This window comes from Streptomyces sp. NPDC023541, from assembly GCF_055559995.1.
The window spans coordinates 14,162-33,817 of the sequence record NZ_JBVHJO010000018.1 but is presented as its reverse complement, the minus strand read 5'-3'; the positions used below and the strand labels follow the sequence as shown (position 1 = coordinate 33,817).

Genomic DNA, 19,656 nt, shown 5'->3' with positions numbered 1-19,656 from the left:
CGATTTTGTTCATGGTCCCGGGGGCGGAGAGCTTTGCTGGCCCCCTGCCCAGGGGCATCTGACAGGGGAGGGGATGAGTGAAAATCAATCGTCGACGCGCTGCCAGCATCATGGCCGGCGTGACGCTGCTGTGCACTGCCGCCGTGACACCGGCCCACGCCGAGGGATCGTATGACACCTACATCTCCACTGGTATGTGAGCAACGAGTCGCGTCACTGGACGGACAGGAACTCCGACGGTGCCTGGACCGGTGTCTACTTCGAAGGCTGCTCGACCAACGGCGCCTTCAACCATGCAGGTCTCATGCTGCGCAAGGCCGTGGACTGGCAGCCAGACCCCAGTAAGGGGTCGCGCACCAACTACTGCGGCTGGGTCGACTGGAACGACCCCGATGACGCTGGCGAGTACTACTTCGTGCTGGAGAGCCTCAGCAGCGGAAGTCGCCTGTGGGTCAACAAGGTGACAGTCGGCTTCTGGCCTGGGCGCGACTCTTCTCAGCTGCGCGACCCGCTACAGGCGTCCTCTGACGCGGGCTCTGGCTGTCCGGGACGCGCGGCTCTTTCGTCACGGACGGAGAGCGACGCAGTGTTACGCCATCGATTAGCCGGCCTCTTGGCCGGCACGCTCCTGATCAGTGTTGCGGGCGCCCTGCCGGCGCACGCCGAATCAGAGCGCACCTCCTACATCAACGGCTGGATCCTGAACAAGGAGTCGAACCGTTGGAACGACCGCAACTCGGACAGCGCCTGGACAGGCGTCTACTTCGAGGGCTGTTCTACGGACGCCGACTTCTCGTACGCGGGCTTGCATCTCTATAAGGACGTCTCCTGGAACCCTGACGTCTTCAAGGGGTCGCGTACCAACTACTGCGGCTGGGTCGACTGGCAGGACCCCGACGACGCCGGGCAGTACTACTTCGCACTCAAGAGCCTCGCCAACGGAGAGGCGTTGGGGGTGAACCAGGTAAGGATCGGCTGGTAGCGCCCTCCGCCAGGAGGCTCACGGCCTCCGCTTCCATCTTCAACGGGTTCGGCACATCGATCCTGCCCCCGAAACGCCATCAGCGAGGGTAGGCCGCCGTATGCCCGGTTCACCTCCGCACTCTGACCGATCCGAGGGTGCTCGATTCGAAGGGACAAGCATGGAGATCAATCGTCAGAAGCTCGCCGGCCTGATGGCCGGTGTCGCCTTGGTGGGCCTGGTCGGTGCTAGCTCCGCGCAGGCCGAAGGCTCACGCGAGACGTACATCACCCAGTGGGCTCCGGGCAAGGAGTCCAGCCGCTGGACGGACAACAACCACGATGGTGCCTGGACGGGCGTGTACTTCCAGGGATGCAGCACCGATTCGAGCATGGGCTACAACAGAACGGGCCTTCAGCTCTGGAAGCACCAGGACTTCCGTCCTGACATCAACAAGGGCTACCGGGTCAACTATTGCGGCTGGGTCGACTGGAACGACCCCGACGACGCCGGCGTCTACTACTTCCGGCTGGACAGCCTCCTCAACGGTGGCTACCTGTGGGTCGACTACGTGAAGATCGGCTGGTAGCAGCAGGCTCCTGGCAAGGTGGGTGTCCCGGCGGTCTCAGCGCCGGGACACCCCCGCTGACGATAGTCCCACTACCTTGCCGCCTCCGGGGCGGCGGATTGCGCGCTGCGAACATGGCTTTGGTATTCGATGACATTGCTTTCCGGTACGGGAGGCAGGCGCCGGTGTTCACCGGGTTAGTCCTGACGGTCGACGCTCCCGCGACGGTGCTCCTGGGCCCGAACGGCGCCGGCAAGTCGACACTCATGGCCATAGCGGCATCCCAACTGAAACCAGCCGCCGGGACCGTGAGCTTCAACAGGGTGCGCCCCGATCGCCGCAAACAGGCCGCCTACCGCAAGCGTGTCGCGTGGATACCCCAGCACATCACGCCGGTGCCCGGTCTCACTGTGCGCGAGCAGGTCGCGTACGCGGGGTGGCTCAAGGGTATGGGCCGCGGTGCGGCGTGGGAGGCGTCGGCGAGGACTATCGAGCAGGTCGGGCTGGGCAAGCTGGCAGACCGCAAGAGCCATCAGGTCAGCGGTGGCCAGCTGCGGCGCATCGGCATTGCCGGCGCGCTGACCCACAGCAGCGAGCTGATTCTGATGGACGAGCCGACCGCGGGACTCGACCCGCAGCAGCGCCAGATGTTCCGCCAGCTGGTGGGAGAGCTCTGCCCGAAGGTGCAGGTTCTAGTCTCCACCCACCAGACCGAGGACCTCGCCGACCTCTACCACCAGGTTATCGTGCTGGACCAGGGCGACGTCCGCTTCCAGGGGAGCCCGGCAGACTTCCACGCCCTCGCCCCTGCTGGCGGAGGAAGCCGCGAACGGGCGGAAGCCGCCTATGCGCTGCTCGTCGGGCAGGAGATCTGAACGATGCTGACCCGCACCCTCATACGATCGTCCTCCGCGACGGTCATGTTCTTCCTGCTCGCCGCGTTCGTGGCCTTCCTGCTCAACGACACGCTGACGAGCTTCGTGACCCACGGCTACGGCCCCTCGGCCCTCGGCAAGGCGTCCATGGCTCTTCCGTTCGCGGCCGCGGCGTGCGCGGGTAGCGCAGCGTGGGAAGCCGCCCGCCTCAAGCGCGGCCGGATCTTCGACCAGGCCCCTGTACGCAGCCGACTGAGCGTTGCCCTACCCGTTCTTGTGCCGGTCTGGCTCATGGGCATCGGTGGTATGGCAGTGGCTCTGGTCATCTCCTCCACCGCCGTCGGCGCAGCCCCGTCCCTCTCGCATCTGGGCATGCTCCTCGCGCAGGGGCTGCTGCTGGCGGCCAACACCCTCGCCGGGTACCTTCTCGGCTCCCATCTGCCAGGCCTGGCCGCTGCGCCGCTCGGGCTGATCGCCGGCTTCTTCCTCATGGCCTTTCCCGCCTCCTGGGAGAGCTCATGGCCCCGCCAACTCGTCGCCGGCGGCTTCGGAAGCTGCTGCTCCGTGGGGACCGTCATCAGCCAGCGAGCCGTGGGGGTGGCAGTGCTCTTCGCAGCAGCAGTGTGTGCCGCGGCCCTGGCCGTCATCCACCGTGCGACGCGGGGCGCGGCTGCACTCGCGCTGGCCCTGGTCGCCATCGCTGTCGCCGTCGCCATACCCGCGGCCAAGCCCCTCGGCTACGACCCGGTCGTCGTCCGCGATGCCTCCGAGCTGGTCTGTGACACACGGCAACCCCCACAGATCTGCCTCTGGCCCGAGACCACCGACCACAGCCGTGTCATACAACAGACACGTACCTACGCAGCCCGCATGACCGAGGCGGGGCTGCCCGTCCCTGCCACCCTCACACAGAACCGCAGGCCCAAGCCGGGGGAGACCACTCTCGGCATCAACGAGGTCCCACACCTCGAAGACCTCGCCGCCAACATGGCGAACGCCGTCCTGCCCCCGCTTCCAGAGTGTGCCCGCACCACAGGCAAGTTCGCCGCCTACCCCGCTCGTGGACCCCTGATGGCCTGGATCACGGCCGTCGCAACCCAGTCACCGCCCCAGCCGGGACGGTTCAGGCCCGAGGAGGCTGCCCTCGCCCAGAAAGTGCTGCAACAGCCCCGCGAGGCGCAGCTGGCCTGGTATGAAGCAAACCGTCAGGCCCTGGCCACCTGCGACCAGCCGCCACGTCTCGACCCGACGGGGGCAGGCCGGTGATCTGGTGGCTCCGCTCACGTGCCGCGGCGGCACTGGTCGCCTGCACCCTGATCACCGCCCTTGCCAGCCTCGTCATCGGCAACGTCGAGATCCCCATACCCGTCCTGGCCGGCCAGGCAGGAAAGTTCCTCTTGGCAGACCTGATCACCGTTCTTCCCGCAGTGTTGTGGATCAACGGAACTGGCCGCGCCACCACGCCGACCGAGATCACCGCCGTGCGTCCCGTGCACCGCTGGGACACCGCCCTCGCAATGGGACTCGCCACAGCCGCCCTCACTATTACCGGCATCGCGCACGGCCTGGGCTTCACCGGCATCGCGGTCTCGGTCGGCCGTAACACTGCCGTCTACCTGGCCATCGCTCTGCTACTCAACCCGATCGTCGGCCACCGCGTCGCTGCACCCCTTACTGCGGTCTTCCCACTCGTCTGCGCCGCCGCCGGATGGCGTCCCGGCGGTGGCGCAGAACCATGGGCCCTCATCCTGCACCGCCCGAACTCGGGCCCGGCGCTCTCTGCCAGCATCGCCCTCCTGGCCGCAGGGTGTGCCCTCAGTTTCGCAACATCACCCGCAACAGGTCCTGTTCGGCTCCGACGCGCCTGATCTGGACGCTCGCGTAATTCGGCTCGGCACAGAGCTGGTGGGGGTTCCGCCGTGACGAGGGGCCCACCACCAGCTGTGTGATGCGCGGCAGTACGCTTCGAAGGGGCGGTCGGCCATGTCGACCGCCACCGACTGCGACACGGCCGGGTGCGCCAGCTCGCCCAGACGCCTGGAACAGCGCGGCGATGTAGTCCTGGAGCTCCTCGCCGGCCTTCGGGATGTCTGGCAGAGTCACGACCTTGCTGCTCATCAGCTACCCCCTTTGTGCCGGGCGACCCTATCCGCGCAACGCACTCACCAGCCATGCCTTTCCGAAGATCCCGGCGGCAACGGCAGGCCCGGGAGGGTGGCACCGGAAGGGGGCTGGACAGTTGTCTGCACGGTTGCACTAGGCGGGGGACCGGAGGTGGGAACCCCCGAAACCGTTGATCTTCCATTCGTGCAGGTCAGAGGCCGTGGGCAAGCCCCTTCGGAAAAGTCTAATTCGTTAGTAATTAGAGGTTCTGGATCTCTGAGGGGCCCGGGGCGGCGTTGTCCAGCCTGGGGCAGGACGTGTGTGGTCCGGTCGGTGCCGTGGTGACCCCTACGACACCTCCGACCGTGCGAGGTCTTTGCAAAGACTGGTGGCGCTGGGCGCCGGCCGGTCCTCGCACGTTCTGCCCCGCGGGTCCGTCGGGTTCGGGATCCTCGATGGATGAGCTGCCGCACGGTGACGCGTTTCTCCTCACGAGCTCCGAGCTCTGGACACGGCGCGCGCCCGTGCGGCCTTGCGGCGCCGCGCACGGCTGATGAGGTGGCGGACCACAGAGTCCTGGAATTAGTGCGCCGTGCGGCCCCGCGTGCTCGCCTTCGAGTACAGCACCGGAGAAGGGGCGGGATTCATGGACGTGTTCTGCGGGATCGACTGGGCGGAGGGACATCACGACGTCGCGCTCGTCGATGACACCGGCAAGCTGCTGGCCAAGTGCCGGATCAACGACGACCGGGACGGCTACCGGCTGCTGCTGGACCTGCTGGCGGAGCACGGCGACACCGCAGAGACGCCAATCCCTGTGGCCATCGAGACCAGCCGCGGCCCTGCTGGTCGCCACGCTGTGGCAGGGTCCCCGGAAGATCTACGCGGTCAACCCGATGGCTGCCTCCCGCTACTGCGACCGGCACGGAGTCAGCCGCAAGAAGTCCGACCCGGGCGACGCCCTGGTCCTCGCCAACATCATCCGCACCGATGCGCCGATGCCCACCGTGGGGCGAAGAGTGAGCTGGTGGGTGTGGGCGCGACGGCCAGGATGCGGCGGGCATCGGGGCGGGTCAGGGTTCCCGGCTTGTCCCTGAACGCCTCGATCATTGCCGGGAAGTACTCCCTGAGCAGGGACCTGAGCTGGTTGGCGACCTGCTGGCGATTCCAGACCGCGTCCTGCTGTGCGCGTGCCAGAACAGCGACCGCCTGTGCCAGGTCGGTGTCGGTGGGCAGCGACCGGTGCCATCGAGGGCGGCCAGGGCGACCCGCACTTGGACCGTCCGCATGGAGTCCCCATCCCGGCGAGCACTGAGCGAAGCACACTCGATGAGCAGCGGATCATCTAGGCCGACGATGTCGGGGTCCAGGCCGGCCCGCCGCAGGAACTCCAGCAGATCGGCGGGGCCGAGGGCGCGGCCGAGAATCTCCCCGTCGCAGCGCACCCGCCGGCCGCCTTGGGCGTCCGGCGGATAGACGACTACACGCGGGGCAGGGCTCATCCCTTCACCCTGCCGGTGCCCGGTCACTCCAGTGGCCCCGCAATTCGAACACCTGATTGAATAAATGGGTGACGCCCTTCCGCTTCCCTGCCGACCTGATGATCAGCCTCAAGCGCCAGCAGGAGTGGGAGCAATAGCTACGTGAGCGGGAGCCCTGGGCCTGCGGCGGCATCACAGCAGCGGGGGACGCCACCGGGTTGGGTGGCGTCCCCCGCTGCTGTGTGCGAATCCGACCTACTAGTACTCCAGCCGTAGATCGTGATCTCAGCCCGCGGGGCCGCCCCGGAGGCGGGTGGACGCAACGATATTGTTCTGACCTCGGACAGATCACTCCACGTCCGAGGTCAGACCCGGCGGGTCAACGGAGACGCATCCAATCCGGCGAGTCGACGCCTGTGAACTTGTTCCAGGCCAGGCAGTGCGCCTGGGATTCTGGGCCGAGGCCATCCCAGACCGTCCGCAGCTCGAACCCCTCGTCCCAGGCGTTGAGCAGTGCCTCGAGGAAGCCGGTGGCGACCAGTGCCCCATCTGCCTCGGTGCCGTCCGTCAGCACCTGCTCGAGAAGATTCAGCACTCGTCTGCGCTGATCGTGTGTCAGTTCGGATGCGCGAGCGGCAAACACGTTGCCGAATTCAGCCAGCAGGAAGGTCGGCGGGAGATCGTCATCGACGATGACCAGCTCATCGCTGACCGCCAGGAGATCGTGCCACCACGGGGGCATCGTCATCGTTGTCCTCTTGGCGCTCAGCCATAGTTCGTGATCTGGCCGCAGGGCCGCTACGGAGACGGGTACGGGTTGATCATCGGTGCGTGAATACAGATGATCACACAGTGGCCGCAGGTCACAACGTAGACCCTGCCCGCTGGCAGGAGTCGTTCGAGGGCCTGATGGGCCGCATCGCGGGACGGTTCGCGCGGGTCGAACCCCGACGGCAGGTGCGGCAGTTGGTACTCGGCCTACTGGCAGACCTGCCGCGCAAGAACTGCTGGACCATCGCCGAGTGGGCGGGGGAAGCCACCCCGGACGGCATGCAGCACCTGCTCGGCCGGGCCAAGCGGGACGCCTCTGGGGACGCAGGCTCGGAGCTGGGTGTCTGTGCAGGGTGTGCGCGGGCGCGTAGGGCGGGCACCCAAGCGCATGCGTCCGGCTGCAGAAACTTCTGGCATACGCAACGTGGTACCCGGGCCGGCCAGGCGCGCTCAGGCGGGGTGGGCCTCCTCCCATGCTTCGCGGACTTCTCGGGGGACTCGGCCCCGCGGGGGGACTTGGAAGCCGTTGGCGCGGGCCCAGTTCCGGATGGTCTCGGTGTCGATCGGTGCCCGGGAGGGGGCCTCCTGGATCTCGTATGCCAGGGGAACCGCGGGATCGAACTCGACGGGCTGGTTCAGCAGGCCGTCGGGGAACTGCGGGACCTGGGTTGTTCCGCTGAAGACGGAGGTCAGGAAGGCTGTGAGGGTTCCGTCATAGGTGAACCATTGGGGGCCTCGTGCTTCGTTGACTGCGATGCGCCAGGTGTCGGAGGCGTCTTCGGGGTCGGTGATCCAGAACACGTATTCGCCGTTGTCGGTGGATCCGATGACGAACAGGTGTCGGGGGTCGTGGGGCACGGGGTATGTGCCCTGGTCGTAGTCGTCCTGCAGGTATGCGCGGACACGAGAGGGCATCGGCCCGGTCAGGCTTGAATACGGTGTCACGCCGTGTGGGTGGTGGATGCCGATGTAGTCGTCGAAGCGGCCCGGTCCGTAAGTGGAAGCGAGCAGCTTGTAGTCCTCGGGCAGGCGCATGCCGAGCTCGGCTTCCACGCGGTCCCAGTCGATGGGATCGGGCTGGGTGGGCGGTGGGGGGCAGAGTCGGGTCAGTTCGCTAAGGTTGGTCACGGTGTTCCTTGTTGGCGTCGGCGCGGTTGGTCGGCGTGTTCGGGACTAAGGGCTGTCCCGCAAGTGATCTCAGGCCGCGCTTGAGGGCTGCCGTAGCCACACAACCTGGGCCTCGCCCTCGCAAGCGGACTACAGGAGGTCCGGGCCGGCCACTGTTTCGATCGCCAGAGGTGGGCAGAGCTCTTCTTCCCTGGTGAGGTCCGCCAGCTCGCGTGGCGGCTCGGCTCCGTTTCGGACGGCCATGACGTAGGTCCTCGCCTCCTGCAGGCTCAAGCGCGGAGCCTGCTTGCGAAGGTGATGCATCGCGGCCACCGTACCGGCGGAGTTCATCAGCGCGAGCACGGAAGCGGCCAGAGGGTCGGGCGCCCGCACCCCCTTGATCTGCCGGAGGTAGAGTTCCTCCCAGTCCTCGCCCACCCACGTGGTGACAGGGATGTGGTGGACGCTCCCGTCGTACCGGTCCACCAGATAGGGGCCGCCGCCGACGAGGAGATCGCGCAGATTGCGGGTGCGGGCGTACTCCGCCGAGTTCCAGAAGACGAGCCAGCCCAACGCGTGCTCCTTCACCTCGTGGACTACCAGCTCGTGTGTCAGCCGCATCGTGGCCAGCAACGACTCCACCCGCTCGACGGCACGCTCTTTGGAGATCACGCCTTCATCATCCACATCGGGTCAACCAGATTTCCCACCACGCCACCACGCCAGCACTGCGCACTGAGATCCCAAACGCAGTCGCAGACGCGGTCCTGTAGGCAAAGATCCGCTATCCGGGCAGGGCAAGGTTGTGAAGACGGGCGATGCCGAGCATGGCGTGGTGGACGCCGTCGCCTTTCAGGCGACAGTCGCGGAGGATCTTCCAGGTCTTCATACGGGCGAAGGTGTGTTCCACTCGGGCACGGACTTTGCGGTGGGAGGTGTTGTGGGCTTCCTTCCAGGCCGATAGTCGGTCTGGCCGGGTTCTCGGCGGTGCGGGATGATCAGACCGGTGCCGCGGTAGCCGCCGTCGGCAATCACGGTGGTCTTGCCAACCGAGCTCTTGGCGCCGGACAGCTCCCATGCCTTGCAGTCGTTGCGGTTGCCGGGCACGGGTCGGCCAACGCAGACGACAAGGCGTGAGTCGGCATCGATGACGACCTGGTGGTTGGTCGAGTAGCGGTAGTTCTTGGACTGCTCCGCCACGCTGTGGTCCCGTGTCGGCACCAGGGTGCCGTCCACGATCAGCACCGTGTCTCTGCGGAAGTGGCTCCGCAGCCGCAGCGCGAGCAAAGGACCGAGCTGGCTCACGATCCGACCCGCGGCCGACTTGGAGACCCCGAACAAGGGAGCCAGCTGCCGCAAGGTCAGGTTCGTCCGCCAGTACGCGGCAACCAGTAGCACCCGGTCTTCCAACGGAAGACTCCACGGACGGCCCCTGCAAACACGGGGCGGGCCTCCGCGCCGCAGCATGGTGATCAGTTTGCCGAACTGCTTCGGTCTCAGACCGGAGTACGGCGCTATCCATGACGGCTCCGACGCCGTGATCACAGCCCCCACATGAAGATCATGCCAGTCGTGGGCCTGGCATCCCTGCACGGTCCAGACCTACGGGCCCTGGATCTACCGGCCGAGGTCAGTAGAGCCCGCGGTCCAGAAGCCCTGGCCAGAGGACCCCCTCGTAGCCGTTGAAAGCCGCCGGGTCGATCTCCTTCAGTTCCTCGGCCAGCAGGTTCAGCTCGGTCAAGGCCCGCTCTTCCTCCTCTTCAGAGAGGTACTCCTCGGGGCCGTCCGGCTCGCTGAGAAGCTCTGAGGCTGTGACGCGACTGCCGTAACAGTGAAGGACGTCGAGCCACACACCGACACCCGAGTTGGCGAACCATGCCTCCCCATCCGGCATGACGAAGTAGACCGCCCCGGTCACCGGCTCAACGCCGAACGATGACCGCTCGGCCTGATCATCGGGGTCCGCCTGCTCGGTGAGACGGTAGAGCGGGCCACGGGACGAGAGAAGGACTGGCTTCGCCTCGCTCTGCATCACGACTCGTTCAATGAGGCGCGGAGCTACCGGGATGCCCACCTCGACAAGCTGTGCCTTCATGGAGCCAGGGATCCGCCAGCCGCACACAGCGTCCTGTCCGGCTCGTGTGACATGCCCCAGGCCGGCCCACTCTGACAGCTGGTCGTACGGCGGCATCGAACGATCCTCTTCCATCGGCTGAGCCCCTGACCCTATCGATCCGGTCTCGGGTCACGGCTCGGCCGCACTTGCGGGACAGCCCTTAGGTAGACCACGCGCTTGTCGTGCGAGCGCGAGCCCGTCATGCCGCCGAACTGCGGCAGATAGCGCTTGAGTAGCTCGTGCTTGAACACGCTGGGCAGCGCCTTGTCCGCCCAGTAGCTCCCGCCCGTACCAGACGACATGCCCACCCCCGGCTCCCCGGTATCGGCCTGGTTACAGATGGTGAAGCACGGCGAGGAGCTCCGGCAAGACCGTCGCTGACGGGGAAGGTGGCGCCCGCGCCAGCGGGGTTGTCGCGTTGAGGGTCGGCGTAACCTGCCCGCCCGTCCTCTACTGGCGGTAGAGTGGATATATGGCAGACGAGACGAGCATCAAGGTGAGCGCGGCGACCCGTGACCGGCTGGCCGCGCTGGCGACCGAGCAGGGCACGACGATCCGGCAGCTGGTCGAGGAGCTCGCCGAGGGCCGGCCGACTCAGGCCGAGTACGCGGAGCGTGCCGAGCAGGCCCGTGCCGAGCTCGCCTCGGTGCTGGGTACCGTGCCGAGCGAGGAGGCGGAGGCGAAGGCGCGCGGCCTCCTGGAGCGCCTGGGTGCTCGGCAGGACTCGGCGGCCGCGTAGTGGGGCCGATCGCCGTCGTCCTGGACCACACGACCGCCACTGCCCTGCATGATCCGAAGGACCCGTACAACGAGGCCGTCGCAGCCTTCTACGTGCAAGCCTCCGGCGGTCTGGGCACGCTCTACGCGCCCGTGCTCTCCCTGACCGTGGGCGACACCGGGCGGCCCGGCCTGCTCGCTTACATCAACGGGCTGCGGTTCATCCAGATCGAGCCCTTCGACACGGCCTCCGCCCTGTCCGCCACCGAGCTCCTGCACGCCGGGCACCCTTGGGCAGTCGTCCACGCCATCCACGCGGCCCGCCCCTCGGCAGACTTCCCCGCTGGCCGTTACCTGCTCACTTTGGAACCCGAGCTGTACGACGGCACCGGCGTCCAGGCCGTCCATCCTGATCATTGACAGGACCGTCCAAGACCAGCCGTGTCACCCGGCGGGGTCTGCATGCGCCCCGTGCTACGGTCGGCGCACTTGAAGGGGCACTCGCCATCGCTGGCCACTGCCCCTCTTTTCTTTGGGTCCGCCCGCCGATCGGTCGGCGGGCGGACCATCGTCTTGCCGGGCTCCTGGTACTGGAGGCAACTCACGAGGCACCCGGACCGGCTGGTGGCGCTGAAGAACGGGGGCGAGGTGCTGCGCAGGGCGGACAACGGGGAGCTGAGCATCCGGGGCGTACGCGGCTGGTTCCGTGGGTGTCCAGTCCGGTTCAGACTGGAGCACGCCGGAGTCGGTGGTGAGTCGGTCGGTGATCCGCTCCCACCAGCGCGGATTAATGGAAACGGCGGCCGGTGTGCAGCGGCCCTGCTACAGGTGGGGCAACTGCTCGCGTACGGGGCCGACGAGCTCGGCGTAGAAGTCAGTGCGGTCCTGACCATGGAGGATCTGGGCGCACACGGTCAGTAGGCCGGTACGCGCCTCGGGCCGGTCCAGGACGGGGGCAAGCTCGGTTCGGATGCGGGCGGCCGCGGCGGGGGCCAGCAGTGCGTACAGGTACAGGGTGGCGGCGTCGTAGCCGTGCGGGGCGCGGCCCCATCCTTCCCAGTCCAGGATGTGCGGGCCGCAGGTGATGTTGCCGTAGTGGAGGTCGCCGTGGGCGGTGGTCCAGACGACGTCGTCGACCTGGTGGCCGGTGAACTCGGGGATGACGCGGCGCAGGTACTCCTCGCGTACAGCCTCGCGGTACGTCGGCGGCGGGACGTCGGCGAGGGCGTCCAGGGCGGCGACCATCTCCTTCCACCACGTCTCGGGCAGGCCGGGGTCCTCGTCGAGGACGAGGCGCGGGGAGACGATCGGGTCGGGTGCGTAGGCGTACAGCTCGGCCCGGTAGGCGTAGCCGTCGGTGGTCCAGTCCCGGATGCGGAACAGGTCGGGGCGCGGTACCGACGCGGGGAGGGCGCGGGAGGTGGACGGGCCGTGCCACAGCTTGCCGCCCTCGGTGCCGGCCTCGGCGCAGACCACGCGGAGCCAGTGCGGGCCGGCGGCGCCCGACAGGGTCCGGCCCCGGTACCCCCACACCCGTCGGCCGGTGGCACGCAGGCCGAACTGGTCGGCGGCGTGCCGCTGGGCGGCCAGCATCCGATCGACGGTGGCGGGGGCGGGGGCCTCGAACATGGCGGATTTCTGCCTCAGGTGGGAGACGGCGGCCGCGTCCTTGGATACCAGCTCGGTAGCCAGAGCCGCCACCTGGGCTACGGAGAGGCCGGAGCGCTCGGCCAGCTCTCCGAAGGTCAGGCGAGCGCCGGACACCATGGCCTGCAAGGGATGGCCCGACCTGTTGGGGCTGTGAAGGACAGCAGCCCAGCAGGCAATGGGTCGGGCTCACGGGTGCGAGGGATGACCGCCCCTCAGTTTCAGGCTGGTAGCGGACCGGGACGTGTCAAGCATCGTGTAGGTCTCTGAGGAGTTCGATGCCCATGCGGTCGGTGTCACTGGAGGTTCCACCGATTCGGTGGATCAGGACCCAGGCGCCGTTGGGTAGCGCGCCGGCGAAGGTGGAGGAGGTCCCGGTCGCGCCGTTGTGCCAGGTGACTATGCCGGTGGTCTTCCAGGCGGGTGCGGGATCCCCTAGTTTCCGGTCGACGAGCAGGCCCTTGAGCAGGTCGGCAGTGGCGCGGGGGGTCGCCCAGAGACCGCCGGAGGGGAGGATGGCCCCGTCCAGGGTCCATTCGGGCCGTCTGCGCCCGAAGAGTCCCGTCGGGTGCAGGCAGCGTTCCGCCGGGGGGTGGGCGGTGATTTCGTGGATGGCCAGGGGTGTGAGGACGTGGTCGCGGATGAGTTGTTCGTAGGGCTGCTGGGCCGCGGCGGACAGGGCTGCGCCGAGAGCGGCGTATCCGAGGTTGGAGTATTCCTCGGTCGTACCGGCGGGCGCGGCGGTGATCTCGTCGCAGGTGCCCAGTAGTTGGTGCAGGGCGGCGGTGTCGAAGCTGCGGTAGGGGTCTTTGACCGGCAGCCCGGGAGGCTGCCGGGGGAGTCCGGAGGTGTGCTCGGCCAGATGCTGCAGGGTGATGCCGGTCCCGTGGGGTGCTGGGAGCCAGCGTTCCACCGGGTCGGCGGTGTCCAGCAGGCCGGCTGAGGCCATGCGGACGAAGGCGGTGCCGGTGAGGACCTTGGTGAGTGAACCGATCTGGACGTAACGGTCCGGGTGGTGGCCATGTGTGGTGCGGGGCGCGGCGGCGCTGGTGAGGACACATGTGGGTGTGCGTGTCCGTAACAACGGCGCGGGTCCTTTCAGGGGCGGGCGGGCGGAACGGCGCAAGCCGGGGTTCCGGCGGGCATGCGATGCCGGTGGCGGGACACCCAACGGTAGATGTGTCGTGCGGCGTTGCGCAGGAGGGGGGCCTGGATGGCTGCCCCGGCCAGTTGGCAGCGGCGGCTGGGGGAGTGGCGGAGGTACTCGGCCAGGGCCTGTGCGCCGCTGGCGATCACTTGGTCGTGGTGGAGCAGGAGGACTTCATGATCCAGGCGGGCCCGATGCGGTTGGGTGGCGGTTTCGGGGAGGAACTGCCAGGGGACGGCGGGCAGGGTCGGTTGGCCCCGGGCGGATATCTGGTTGATGACGGCCTGGCAGAAGCCGCAGTCTCCATCGAAGGCCAGGACGGGCTGAGGGTGGGCTCTTCATCAGCGCACGCGCACTGAAATGGTCACACTGGCGCCGACGACGCCAAGCCGTCGCTCGCCGCTGTCACTATCAGCGTCGGCTGCACACGATCGAGGGGCGGCCCGGGAAAGAGAACACGGGTCGGCAACCAGCCCCCTACACTCACCCAAGCCGCCCCTGACCAGGGAAAACAGCGAAGTGCTGCTGGAGTACTAGGAGGCCGGCCAGGGCGCCGATCAGCGCTCCTGCCAGCGCTGCAAAGGCGGGGCTCTGTCGTCTCGACCGGACGGTCGATCCGTTCTCGGCGTGCTCGCCGTTCTCTTCCATGATCCAGATATACCGCGGTGACGAGCCGGTATGCCTCGGTGGAAGCCGGGGACCCGATGTGGGGGACAGCCGAACGTGCGGGTGAGACATCGGGCCCGACCGAGCCGCTGGTTCTCGCACACTTCCTCGGCCGCACCTGCGGCCCCGCCGAGGTCGGGCGCTTCCACGCTCACCTGCATCCGGCCGTCGCCGAATATTCGGCGGGGCTCGTGCGCGCGCCAGGGAATGCCGCACACACGACGGCCGTGTCCGCTGTCCTACGGGCGCTTTCCGCGCCGCCGACCACGCGAAAGCCGATAGCGCCAAACGCGGCGAGGGAGAGTTGGCGCACTGCCCTCACCGCATGCCCCGACGCTCCCTACCCGCATGGCGCGTTCAGAGGCGCGGGGTCCGCAGTGGTGGCTCCGCGCCTCCCCAGGAGAAGGCGTAGGGGTCCGCGCCACCCGCGTACGAGCAGGTGATTCCGGTGTCGGGCAGGCCGAACTCCTCGCGCAGCCACCCGTCCATGGCGAGGGCGGCGACCTCCGGCCGGTAGTCGGCCAAGGGGAAGTCGAGGGAGACGATCCGCAGGTGGACACCTTCCGGATGCCGGGTTCGCAGCTCTTCGGCACGGAGCGCGACGACGAAGGAGAGCCAAGCCAGGTCCTCCCAGTACATGCCCGACGCTGGCAGCAGGAGGCGCACTCCTCGGTGGATCCCCACGGAGGGAGCCGCCGCTTCGCCCGGTGGCACGGTCTCGGCCGAAAGGTCCGCCGCCAGTCCGCCAAGCGGACTCCTGAGCCGATACTTGAATTTTCGAATCATTTCACTCAATTCGCGAACTTGAGAAGATGGAACACGCCTCGGCTGAAATAGTTCTCGACTCCCATGCCAGTGGGGCCGCGGACGTAGTCGAAATTATGCGGCTGCGCTCCGGCCTCGCTGTACAGGCGGCTGTGTTTCTCGAAGAATTCGTCCATCTTGTCGGGCGTCATCTTGGTGATGTCCACCTTGTTCATCATGTTGAAGTCGTCCGCGGACACCTTGAAGGTGAGAATCTCCACCTCGATGTCCCGTCCGCGAAGGCGTTCCGCGTAGCGGACCGCCTCGTCCAACGTGCCCCACGAGTAGACTCCCTCGCCCCACTGGCCTCGTGTGTCCGCCTCCGGCCAGGGGTTTCCGTCACCTCTCAGCCGGGTGGCATTCGCGGGGTCCTGCACGGTGTGGAACTCATGGTAGTCGGGTGCGAGCCCCAGATGATCGGTGGCCTGGAGAGGATTGGGCACATATGCCGAAGGGTTCGGAGACGGGGCGAGGCCGAGAGGGTCGGCGCTGAGATACCGGCCGACTTCGGGATCGTAGTAGCGCTGACAGTTGTAATGGATACCGGTTTCCGGGTCGAAGTACTGACCGGCGAACCGCAGGGGAGTGTATGCCGACGCATCACTGTTCCAGGCCGTGGCTCCCCACAAGGTGGCCCGGGTTCGCCAGCAGATCCGGTCCTCTTCGTCGATCAGCTCCGTAGGAGTGCCGATGAGGTCGCTGACGATGGCGAAGAACCGTTCGTCGATCACCTCCTGGGATGCTCCGTCGCGTATGACACGTTCCGTCTGGGCGAGCGGGCGCAGGGCTTCGTGGTCCCAGGTCAGGACGACGGCCGGAGCTTCGGCTTCGTTCAGCGTCGTCGTCTGCTCGCACAGGAGCGTGCCGTCCCATGTGAAGGAGACCTGCTCCACGGCTTCGTCGCTGTAGTGAGCCAGGCGCTGCTTGGCGACGCGGCGACCGAGCGGGTCGTAGGAGTACCGCCACACCGTGCCGTCGGGCGTGGTCACCCGCGTCAGCCGGTCCTCGGGGTCCCACTCGTAGAGCCAGGTATCCGGTTTCCTGGAAAGCCGGACCTTCTGGCGCATGACGACCCGGCCGAGTTCGTCGTGCTCATACCGGACTCTGCCCGCCCGGATGAGGGTCGTGCCGGCGTACTCCCGTTGCCCTGTCGCCTCCTGGCCCGGATGGGTGGTCGGCCAGGAAGCCTCGGTCTGGTTGCCGCTCGCGTCATAGACGTAGCGCTCGGTCCATGGCGCGGCGGTCACACCGGTCACGCGGCCCACGGCATCCAGCTCGAAGCGGCGGCTGCCGGAGAGCTGGTCGTCCATCGCGATGAGCACGCCGTCGTCGCGATAGCTGTAGGAGCGGTGCTGGAGGCTGCGTTGCGCACTCGACACCAGGTGGTCCGTAAGGCGGCCGTGTTCATCGTAGGTGGAGGCGAAGGTCAGCCCGTCCCCGATGCGGCGGACGGTCTCGCGGCCGACAGCGTCCCTCTCGAAGGTCAGCGTCCTGCCTGCGGTCGTGAGCTCCCTCCGTCGGCCCATCGCGTCATACGCCCAGGAGCTCACGGCCCCGGAGGGGGTCGTGCGGGAGATGCGGCGGCCGAGTTCGTCGTGGGTGTAGATAGTGGTGCGGCCGTTCACGGTCTCGGCCCGGAGGCGTCCGTGGCGGTCACGGAGGTGGGTGACCGTAGCGTCCGGGCCGACCGCTTCGGCGAGCTGCCCCGAGAGGTAGTAGGTGAACGTGGTGACCGTTCCCTGCACGTCCTTCGCGATGACGCGGCCCAACTCGTCGCGTTCGAAGCGGATCGTCCGGCCTGCGGCGTCGGTGCGGCTGGAGAGTGCGCCCGCCGCGTCGTGGGTGTAAGTCAGCACGCGATCGTCGAAGTCCGTCTCGGATATGAGGCGTCCCGCGGCGTCATACCGGTAGTCCCAGCTCTGGCCGGCGGGGTTGACGACCTGCGTCAGGCGCAGCTCCGTGTCGTGGTGGAACTCGTAGCGCACTCCGTCGGGTCCGGTTCGGGCCGCCAGGAGGTCGAAGTGGGTGTAGGCGAATCGGGTCACTCCGTCGACGGCGTCGGTGTGGGTGAGGCAGTTGCCTTCACCGTCGTAGGTCCATGACTCCTCGTTGCCGTCGGGGCCCGTTCGGCGGGTCAGTTTCCCCTCTGGCGTCCACTGGAACCTGGTGGTGGCCCCGAGTGGATCCACTAGGGCGATCGGGCGGCCGAACGCGTCACGCTCCACGCGCGTCGTCGCGCCCGTCGGATCGGTGACCTCGACGGTCAGCCCGGCAGCGTCGGTGCGGATGCGGGTTGTATGGCCCAGGGCATCCGTCACTCCCGTGCTGTGGCCCTTCTCGTTGTACGTGTAGCGCGTGGTGACACCCGATGGATCGGTGACTGCCGTCCGGTTGCCGCGTTCGTCGTGTTCCTGCACCGTCGTCGTGAGGTCGGGATGAACGACCTTGACCGGCAGCCCACGATCGTCGTACTGGACGGTGGTCTCGTGCCCGTCGGGCCGGACGGCGGAAGTCAGTCGGCCCTTCTCGTCATAGGTGAAGCGAGTGGTGCGCCCGAGGGGGTTCGTGCGGGAGAGGAGGCGGTTGTAACGGTCGCGCTCGAAGGTGGTGACCCCGCCCAGTGGATCGATCTCCGCCACCACTTGGTGGGCGTCGTTGATCAGGTATCGGTGGACAGCGCCGGTCGAGAGGGTGGTCGTGGTGGCCCGCAGCCCGGTCGTCGGGTCAGGCGCGTCGTAGTCGATGCGAAGTGCGACGTGTCCCTCCGCGCCGCCTTCGGCCACGCAGCGGTCCTGGTCGTCGTACTCGTAGTCGTAGCGGCTGCCGTTGGTGTCGGTCCACGAGGTGACCCGGGCCCGATCGTCGTAGGTGAAAGCGAGCGGCTTGCCGGAGGAGTTGAAAACCTCGGTCAGGTTTTCGCCGTCGTCGTAGCCGGAGCGGCGTATCTGCTGGTCGCTGCCGTCCGGTGCGGCGCCTGCCAGGTGCAGCGCGGTGATACGGCCTGCGGCCGTCGTCAGCAGGAGGCGGTAGCCGGCACTGTGGACGATGTTCGTGGGGCTGCCGTCGGCAGCGTACTCGAAGGTGATCCAGTTCCCGTGCTGGTCGTCGATCTGGGTCAGGGGTGCGAGACCCGTACGGCTGAGGGTGAAGTGCCAGACCCGGCCGGTGTCGGGGTCGCTGATGCTGTAGTCGTCCCCCGCACGGTCCAGGGGCCGGCGCGGGCCGTGGCTCGGCAGCACGGGTACCCCCGGTGCGGGGTGCGGGTAGGCGAGAAGGAGGCCGTCGTCGCCCACGAAGACGACTCCCTCGGAGTCGATCTCCAACCGCTGATCGGCGGTGGACGACCAGGACGGGCCGAACCAGCGACCGGCCCGGTAGTCGGAGGCCACCCGGCGGCGGAAGACCAGTGGCAGGGCGCCGGGAAGCACGACGTCCCGCTGGGGCAGGTACATCACGCCGGTCGCAAGGTCGATGGGGTCCGTCGGACCGTTCTCGACCGCGTCTTCCGTACGTGAGACCTGGGTCGGTCCGTCCGTGCCCTGGCGAGCCGCGCTTCGGGCGGCATCGTCCGCGCCGTGCTTCGCCGGCCCCACCGTCCAGGAAGCCGTCGCATCCGCCGAACGGGCCGTCGAACTCGCCCGACTCGAAGGGGACCCGCTCGCACGGTCCGCCGCCCTCGACACCCTCGCCGGCGCACTGAGCTGGGCCGGGGACGCGTTCGCGGCAGCGGCCACGGCCCGGCGCCGGGTCGAGCTGCTCTCGTCCGCCCCGTCCGCCCCGTCCGCCCAGTCCGCCCCGTACGCCTCGGATGCCGCCCCCTACGCTTTGGCCGCCCCGTACGCCTCGGGCGGCCCGGCCTACACCCACGAGCTGATCGAGGCACTCGGCGAGGCCACCGAAGCCGCCCTCGGCGTGGGGGACCTGCCCGGCGCCCGCCACTGGGCACGGCGGCTCGCGGACCATCCGCAGCTGGCCGAGGTCGGCCACCGCGCCACCGGCTGGCTCCTCGTCGCCGACACCCTGGCGGGCGACGCCGAGCAGGCACTCACCACCGGCCTGCGGTTCCGCGAAGCGTGGCAGCGCGCCGGCAGCCCCGCCCGGGCCGTCCTCGGTCCGCCCGCGGCAGCGATGGCGACGATCCACGGACTGCGCGACGACCCCGAAGCCCGCCGGGACTGGAGCACGGTGCTCACACACGTCGACCCCTCCCCGTGGAACACCCGCGGATACGGGGCGGTCTTCGACGCCATCCTCATGCTCCACCAGGGGCGGCCCGAGGCAGCCCTGGAACGGACGGCTCCCGAACCCGCACAGGTACGGCAGTGGACCACCTGGATCTGGCTCCACTGGTACGTGGCACTACGCGCCGAGGCCTCCGTGCTCGCCGCAGCCCCCGACGCCGCCACCCGCCTGGCCGAGGCCCGGACCGCCGTGGCCGGCAACCCCGTCGCCACCGCCCTCGTGGAACGCGCGACGGCACTGCTCGACGCCGACACCGAACGGCTCCTCGCCACCGCCACCGCGTTCGACGCCGCCGGCTGCCGCTACCAGTCGGCACGAACCCTGACCCTCGCCGGCGGCGAGCACACGGCCCGCGGCGCGCGCGCCCTCACCGGCCTCGGTCTCGCCCCGATGACCATCCGGTAGCCGCGCCACGACGCGGCCCTCACCCGCGGGCGCCGCCGCGACCCGG

16 protein-coding genes and 5 pseudogenes are annotated in these 19,656 nt (G+C 68.2%); 10 read left to right on the top strand and 11 right to left on the bottom strand.

The genetic code is table 11. The annotated features are described in order from the left end of the window. Nucleotides 1-196 precede the first annotated feature (196 nt). The 6 genes and pseudogenes from ACZ3X1_RS31175 to ACZ3X1_RS31150 all read left to right on the top strand — a co-directional run. A complete protein-coding gene (locus ACZ3X1_RS31175) occupies nucleotides 197-982 on the top strand; it encodes a hypothetical protein (RefSeq protein WP_467282057.1) in 786 nt (261 codons plus the stop codon). A gap of 160 nt (nucleotides 983-1,142) precedes the next feature. Further along, nucleotides 1,143-1,550 carry a hypothetical protein gene (locus tag ACZ3X1_RS31170; protein ID WP_467282054.1) on the top strand — a complete coding sequence of 136 codons (408 nt, stop codon included), beginning with the start codon at nucleotides 1,143-1,145 and terminating at the stop codon, nucleotides 1,548-1,550. Between the two features lie 113 nt (nucleotides 1,551-1,663). Further along, entirely contained in the window at nucleotides 1,664-2,404 is a 741-nt protein-coding gene (locus ACZ3X1_RS31165; protein WP_467282051.1) for an ATP-binding cassette domain-containing protein, read from the top strand. A gap of 3 nt (nucleotides 2,405-2,407) precedes the next feature. Further along, entirely contained in the window at nucleotides 2,408-3,670 is a 1,263-nt protein-coding gene (locus ACZ3X1_RS31160) for a DUF7224 domain-containing protein (protein ID WP_467282049.1), read from the top strand. Next, complete coding sequence (locus ACZ3X1_RS31155) at nucleotides 3,667-4,272, top strand: hypothetical protein (protein ID WP_467282047.1); 606 nt, start codon at nucleotides 3,667-3,669, stop codon at nucleotides 4,270-4,272. The genes ACZ3X1_RS31160 and ACZ3X1_RS31155 overlap by 4 nt, the downstream gene beginning before the upstream one ends. 881 nt (nucleotides 4,273-5,153) lie before the next feature. Then, nucleotides 5,154-5,499: pseudogene (locus ACZ3X1_RS31150) on the top strand (IS110 family transposase); the annotation flags it as partial. A 28-nt stretch (nucleotides 5,500-5,527) separates the two neighbouring features. Here ACZ3X1_RS31150 and ACZ3X1_RS31145 read toward each other — a convergent pair. Further along, nucleotides 5,528-5,752: pseudogene (locus ACZ3X1_RS31145) on the bottom strand (IS110 family transposase); the annotation flags it as partial. A gap of 615 nt (nucleotides 5,753-6,367) precedes the next feature. Continuing rightward, the gene (locus ACZ3X1_RS31140; protein WP_467282045.1) at nucleotides 6,368-6,736 is read right to left on the bottom strand and encodes a hypothetical protein; all 369 of its coding nucleotides are present in this window, start codon (nucleotides 6,734-6,736) and stop codon (nucleotides 6,368-6,370) included. A 161-nt stretch (nucleotides 6,737-6,897) separates the two neighbouring features. Between ACZ3X1_RS31140 and ACZ3X1_RS31135 the strand changes: the two are divergent. Beyond that, nucleotides 6,898-7,074, top strand: a pseudogene (locus ACZ3X1_RS31135) (IS701 family transposase); the annotation flags it as partial. Nucleotides 7,075-7,209: 135 nt separating this feature from the next. On the opposite strand, the gene ACZ3X1_RS31130 reads toward ACZ3X1_RS31135, so the two are convergent. The 4 genes and pseudogenes from ACZ3X1_RS31130 to ACZ3X1_RS31115 all read right to left on the bottom strand — a co-directional run bounded on the left by ACZ3X1_RS31130 (nucleotide 7,210) and on the right by ACZ3X1_RS31115 (nucleotide 10,057). Then, entirely contained in the window at nucleotides 7,210-7,887 is a 678-nt protein-coding gene (locus tag ACZ3X1_RS31130) for an Lsr2 family DNA-binding protein (protein WP_467282043.1), read from the bottom strand. Between the two features lie 129 nt (nucleotides 7,888-8,016). Then, nucleotides 8,017-8,538 (bottom strand): YrhB domain-containing protein, encoded by a 522-nt coding sequence (locus tag ACZ3X1_RS31125; protein WP_467282040.1) that lies wholly within the window; start codon nucleotides 8,536-8,538, stop codon nucleotides 8,017-8,019. Nucleotides 8,539-8,650: 112 nt separating this feature from the next. Further along, a pseudogene (locus ACZ3X1_RS31120) lies at nucleotides 8,651-9,333 on the bottom strand (transposase family protein). A 163-nt stretch (nucleotides 9,334-9,496) separates the two neighbouring features. After that, nucleotides 9,497-10,057: an SUKH-4 family immunity protein gene (locus ACZ3X1_RS31115; protein ID WP_467282240.1), complete on the bottom strand. Its 561-nt coding sequence runs from the start codon at nucleotides 10,055-10,057 to the stop codon at nucleotides 9,497-9,499. Nucleotides 10,058-10,454: 397 nt separating this feature from the next. Between ACZ3X1_RS31115 and ACZ3X1_RS31110 the strand changes: the two genes are divergently transcribed. Further along, a complete protein-coding gene (locus tag ACZ3X1_RS31110; protein ID WP_362635008.1) occupies nucleotides 10,455-10,721 on the top strand; it encodes a hypothetical protein in 267 nt (88 codons plus the stop codon). Further along, complete coding sequence (locus tag ACZ3X1_RS31105) at nucleotides 10,721-11,119, top strand: PIN domain-containing protein (RefSeq protein WP_390080344.1); 399 nt, start codon at nucleotides 10,721-10,723, stop codon at nucleotides 11,117-11,119. The genes ACZ3X1_RS31110 and ACZ3X1_RS31105 overlap by 1 nt, the downstream gene beginning before the upstream one ends. A 402-nt stretch (nucleotides 11,120-11,521) precedes the next feature. On the opposite strand, the gene ACZ3X1_RS31100 is transcribed toward ACZ3X1_RS31105, so the two are convergent. From ACZ3X1_RS31100 to ACZ3X1_RS31080, 5 genes and pseudogenes are all read right to left on the bottom strand, one after another. Further along, a complete protein-coding gene (locus ACZ3X1_RS31100; protein WP_467282032.1) occupies nucleotides 11,522-12,466 on the bottom strand; it encodes a hypothetical protein in 945 nt (314 codons plus the stop codon). Between the two features lie 127 nt (nucleotides 12,467-12,593). Beyond that, on the bottom strand, nucleotides 12,594-13,430 hold the full coding sequence (locus ACZ3X1_RS31095) for a serine hydrolase domain-containing protein (RefSeq protein WP_467282029.1): 837 nt from the start codon (nucleotides 13,428-13,430) through the stop codon (nucleotides 12,594-12,596). A 14-nt stretch (nucleotides 13,431-13,444) separates the two neighbouring features. After that, nucleotides 13,445-13,762 (bottom strand): DCC1-like thiol-disulfide oxidoreductase family protein, encoded by a 318-nt coding sequence (locus ACZ3X1_RS31090; protein WP_467282237.1) that lies wholly within the window; start codon nucleotides 13,760-13,762, stop codon nucleotides 13,445-13,447. A 754-nt stretch (nucleotides 13,763-14,516) separates the two neighbouring features. Next, entirely contained in the window at nucleotides 14,517-14,843 is a 327-nt protein-coding gene (locus ACZ3X1_RS31085; protein ID WP_360898188.1) for a hypothetical protein, read from the bottom strand. A 107-nt stretch (nucleotides 14,844-14,950) separates the two neighbouring features. Then, nucleotides 14,951-18,547: pseudogene (locus ACZ3X1_RS31080) on the bottom strand (RHS repeat-associated core domain-containing protein); the annotation flags it as partial. Between ACZ3X1_RS31080 and ACZ3X1_RS31075 the strand changes: the two are divergent. After that, nucleotides 18,498-19,610 carry a hypothetical protein gene (locus tag ACZ3X1_RS31075; protein WP_467282026.1) on the top strand — a complete coding sequence of 371 codons (1,113 nt, stop codon included), beginning with the start codon at nucleotides 18,498-18,500 and terminating at the stop codon, nucleotides 19,608-19,610. The pseudogene ACZ3X1_RS31080 and the gene ACZ3X1_RS31075 sit on opposite strands and share 50 nt — an antisense overlap. Nucleotides 19,611-19,656 lie beyond the last annotated feature (46 nt).

Coding starts and splice junctions, on each gene's coding strand:
- ACZ3X1_RS31115 (WP_467282240.1), bottom strand. CDS start 10,057: ATGCCGCCGTACGACCAGCTGTCAGAGTGGGCCGGCCTGGGGCATGTC.
- ACZ3X1_RS31100 (WP_467282032.1), bottom strand. CDS start 12,466: ATGGTGTCCGGCGCTCGCCTGACCTTCGGAGAGCTGGCCGAGCGCTCC.
- ACZ3X1_RS31110 (WP_362635008.1), top strand. CDS start 10,455: ATGGCAGACGAGACGAGCATCAAGGTGAGCGCGGCGACCCGTGACCGG.
- ACZ3X1_RS31165 (WP_467282051.1), top strand. CDS start 1,664: ATGGCTTTGGTATTCGATGACATTGCTTTCCGGTACGGGAGGCAGGCG.
- ACZ3X1_RS31170 (WP_467282054.1), top strand. CDS start 1,143: ATGGAGATCAATCGTCAGAAGCTCGCCGGCCTGATGGCCGGTGTCGCC.
- ACZ3X1_RS31160 (WP_467282049.1), top strand. CDS start 2,408: ATGCTGACCCGCACCCTCATACGATCGTCCTCCGCGACGGTCATGTTC.
- ACZ3X1_RS31140 (WP_467282045.1), bottom strand. CDS start 6,736: ATGACGATGCCCCCGTGGTGGCACGATCTCCTGGCGGTCAGCGATGAG.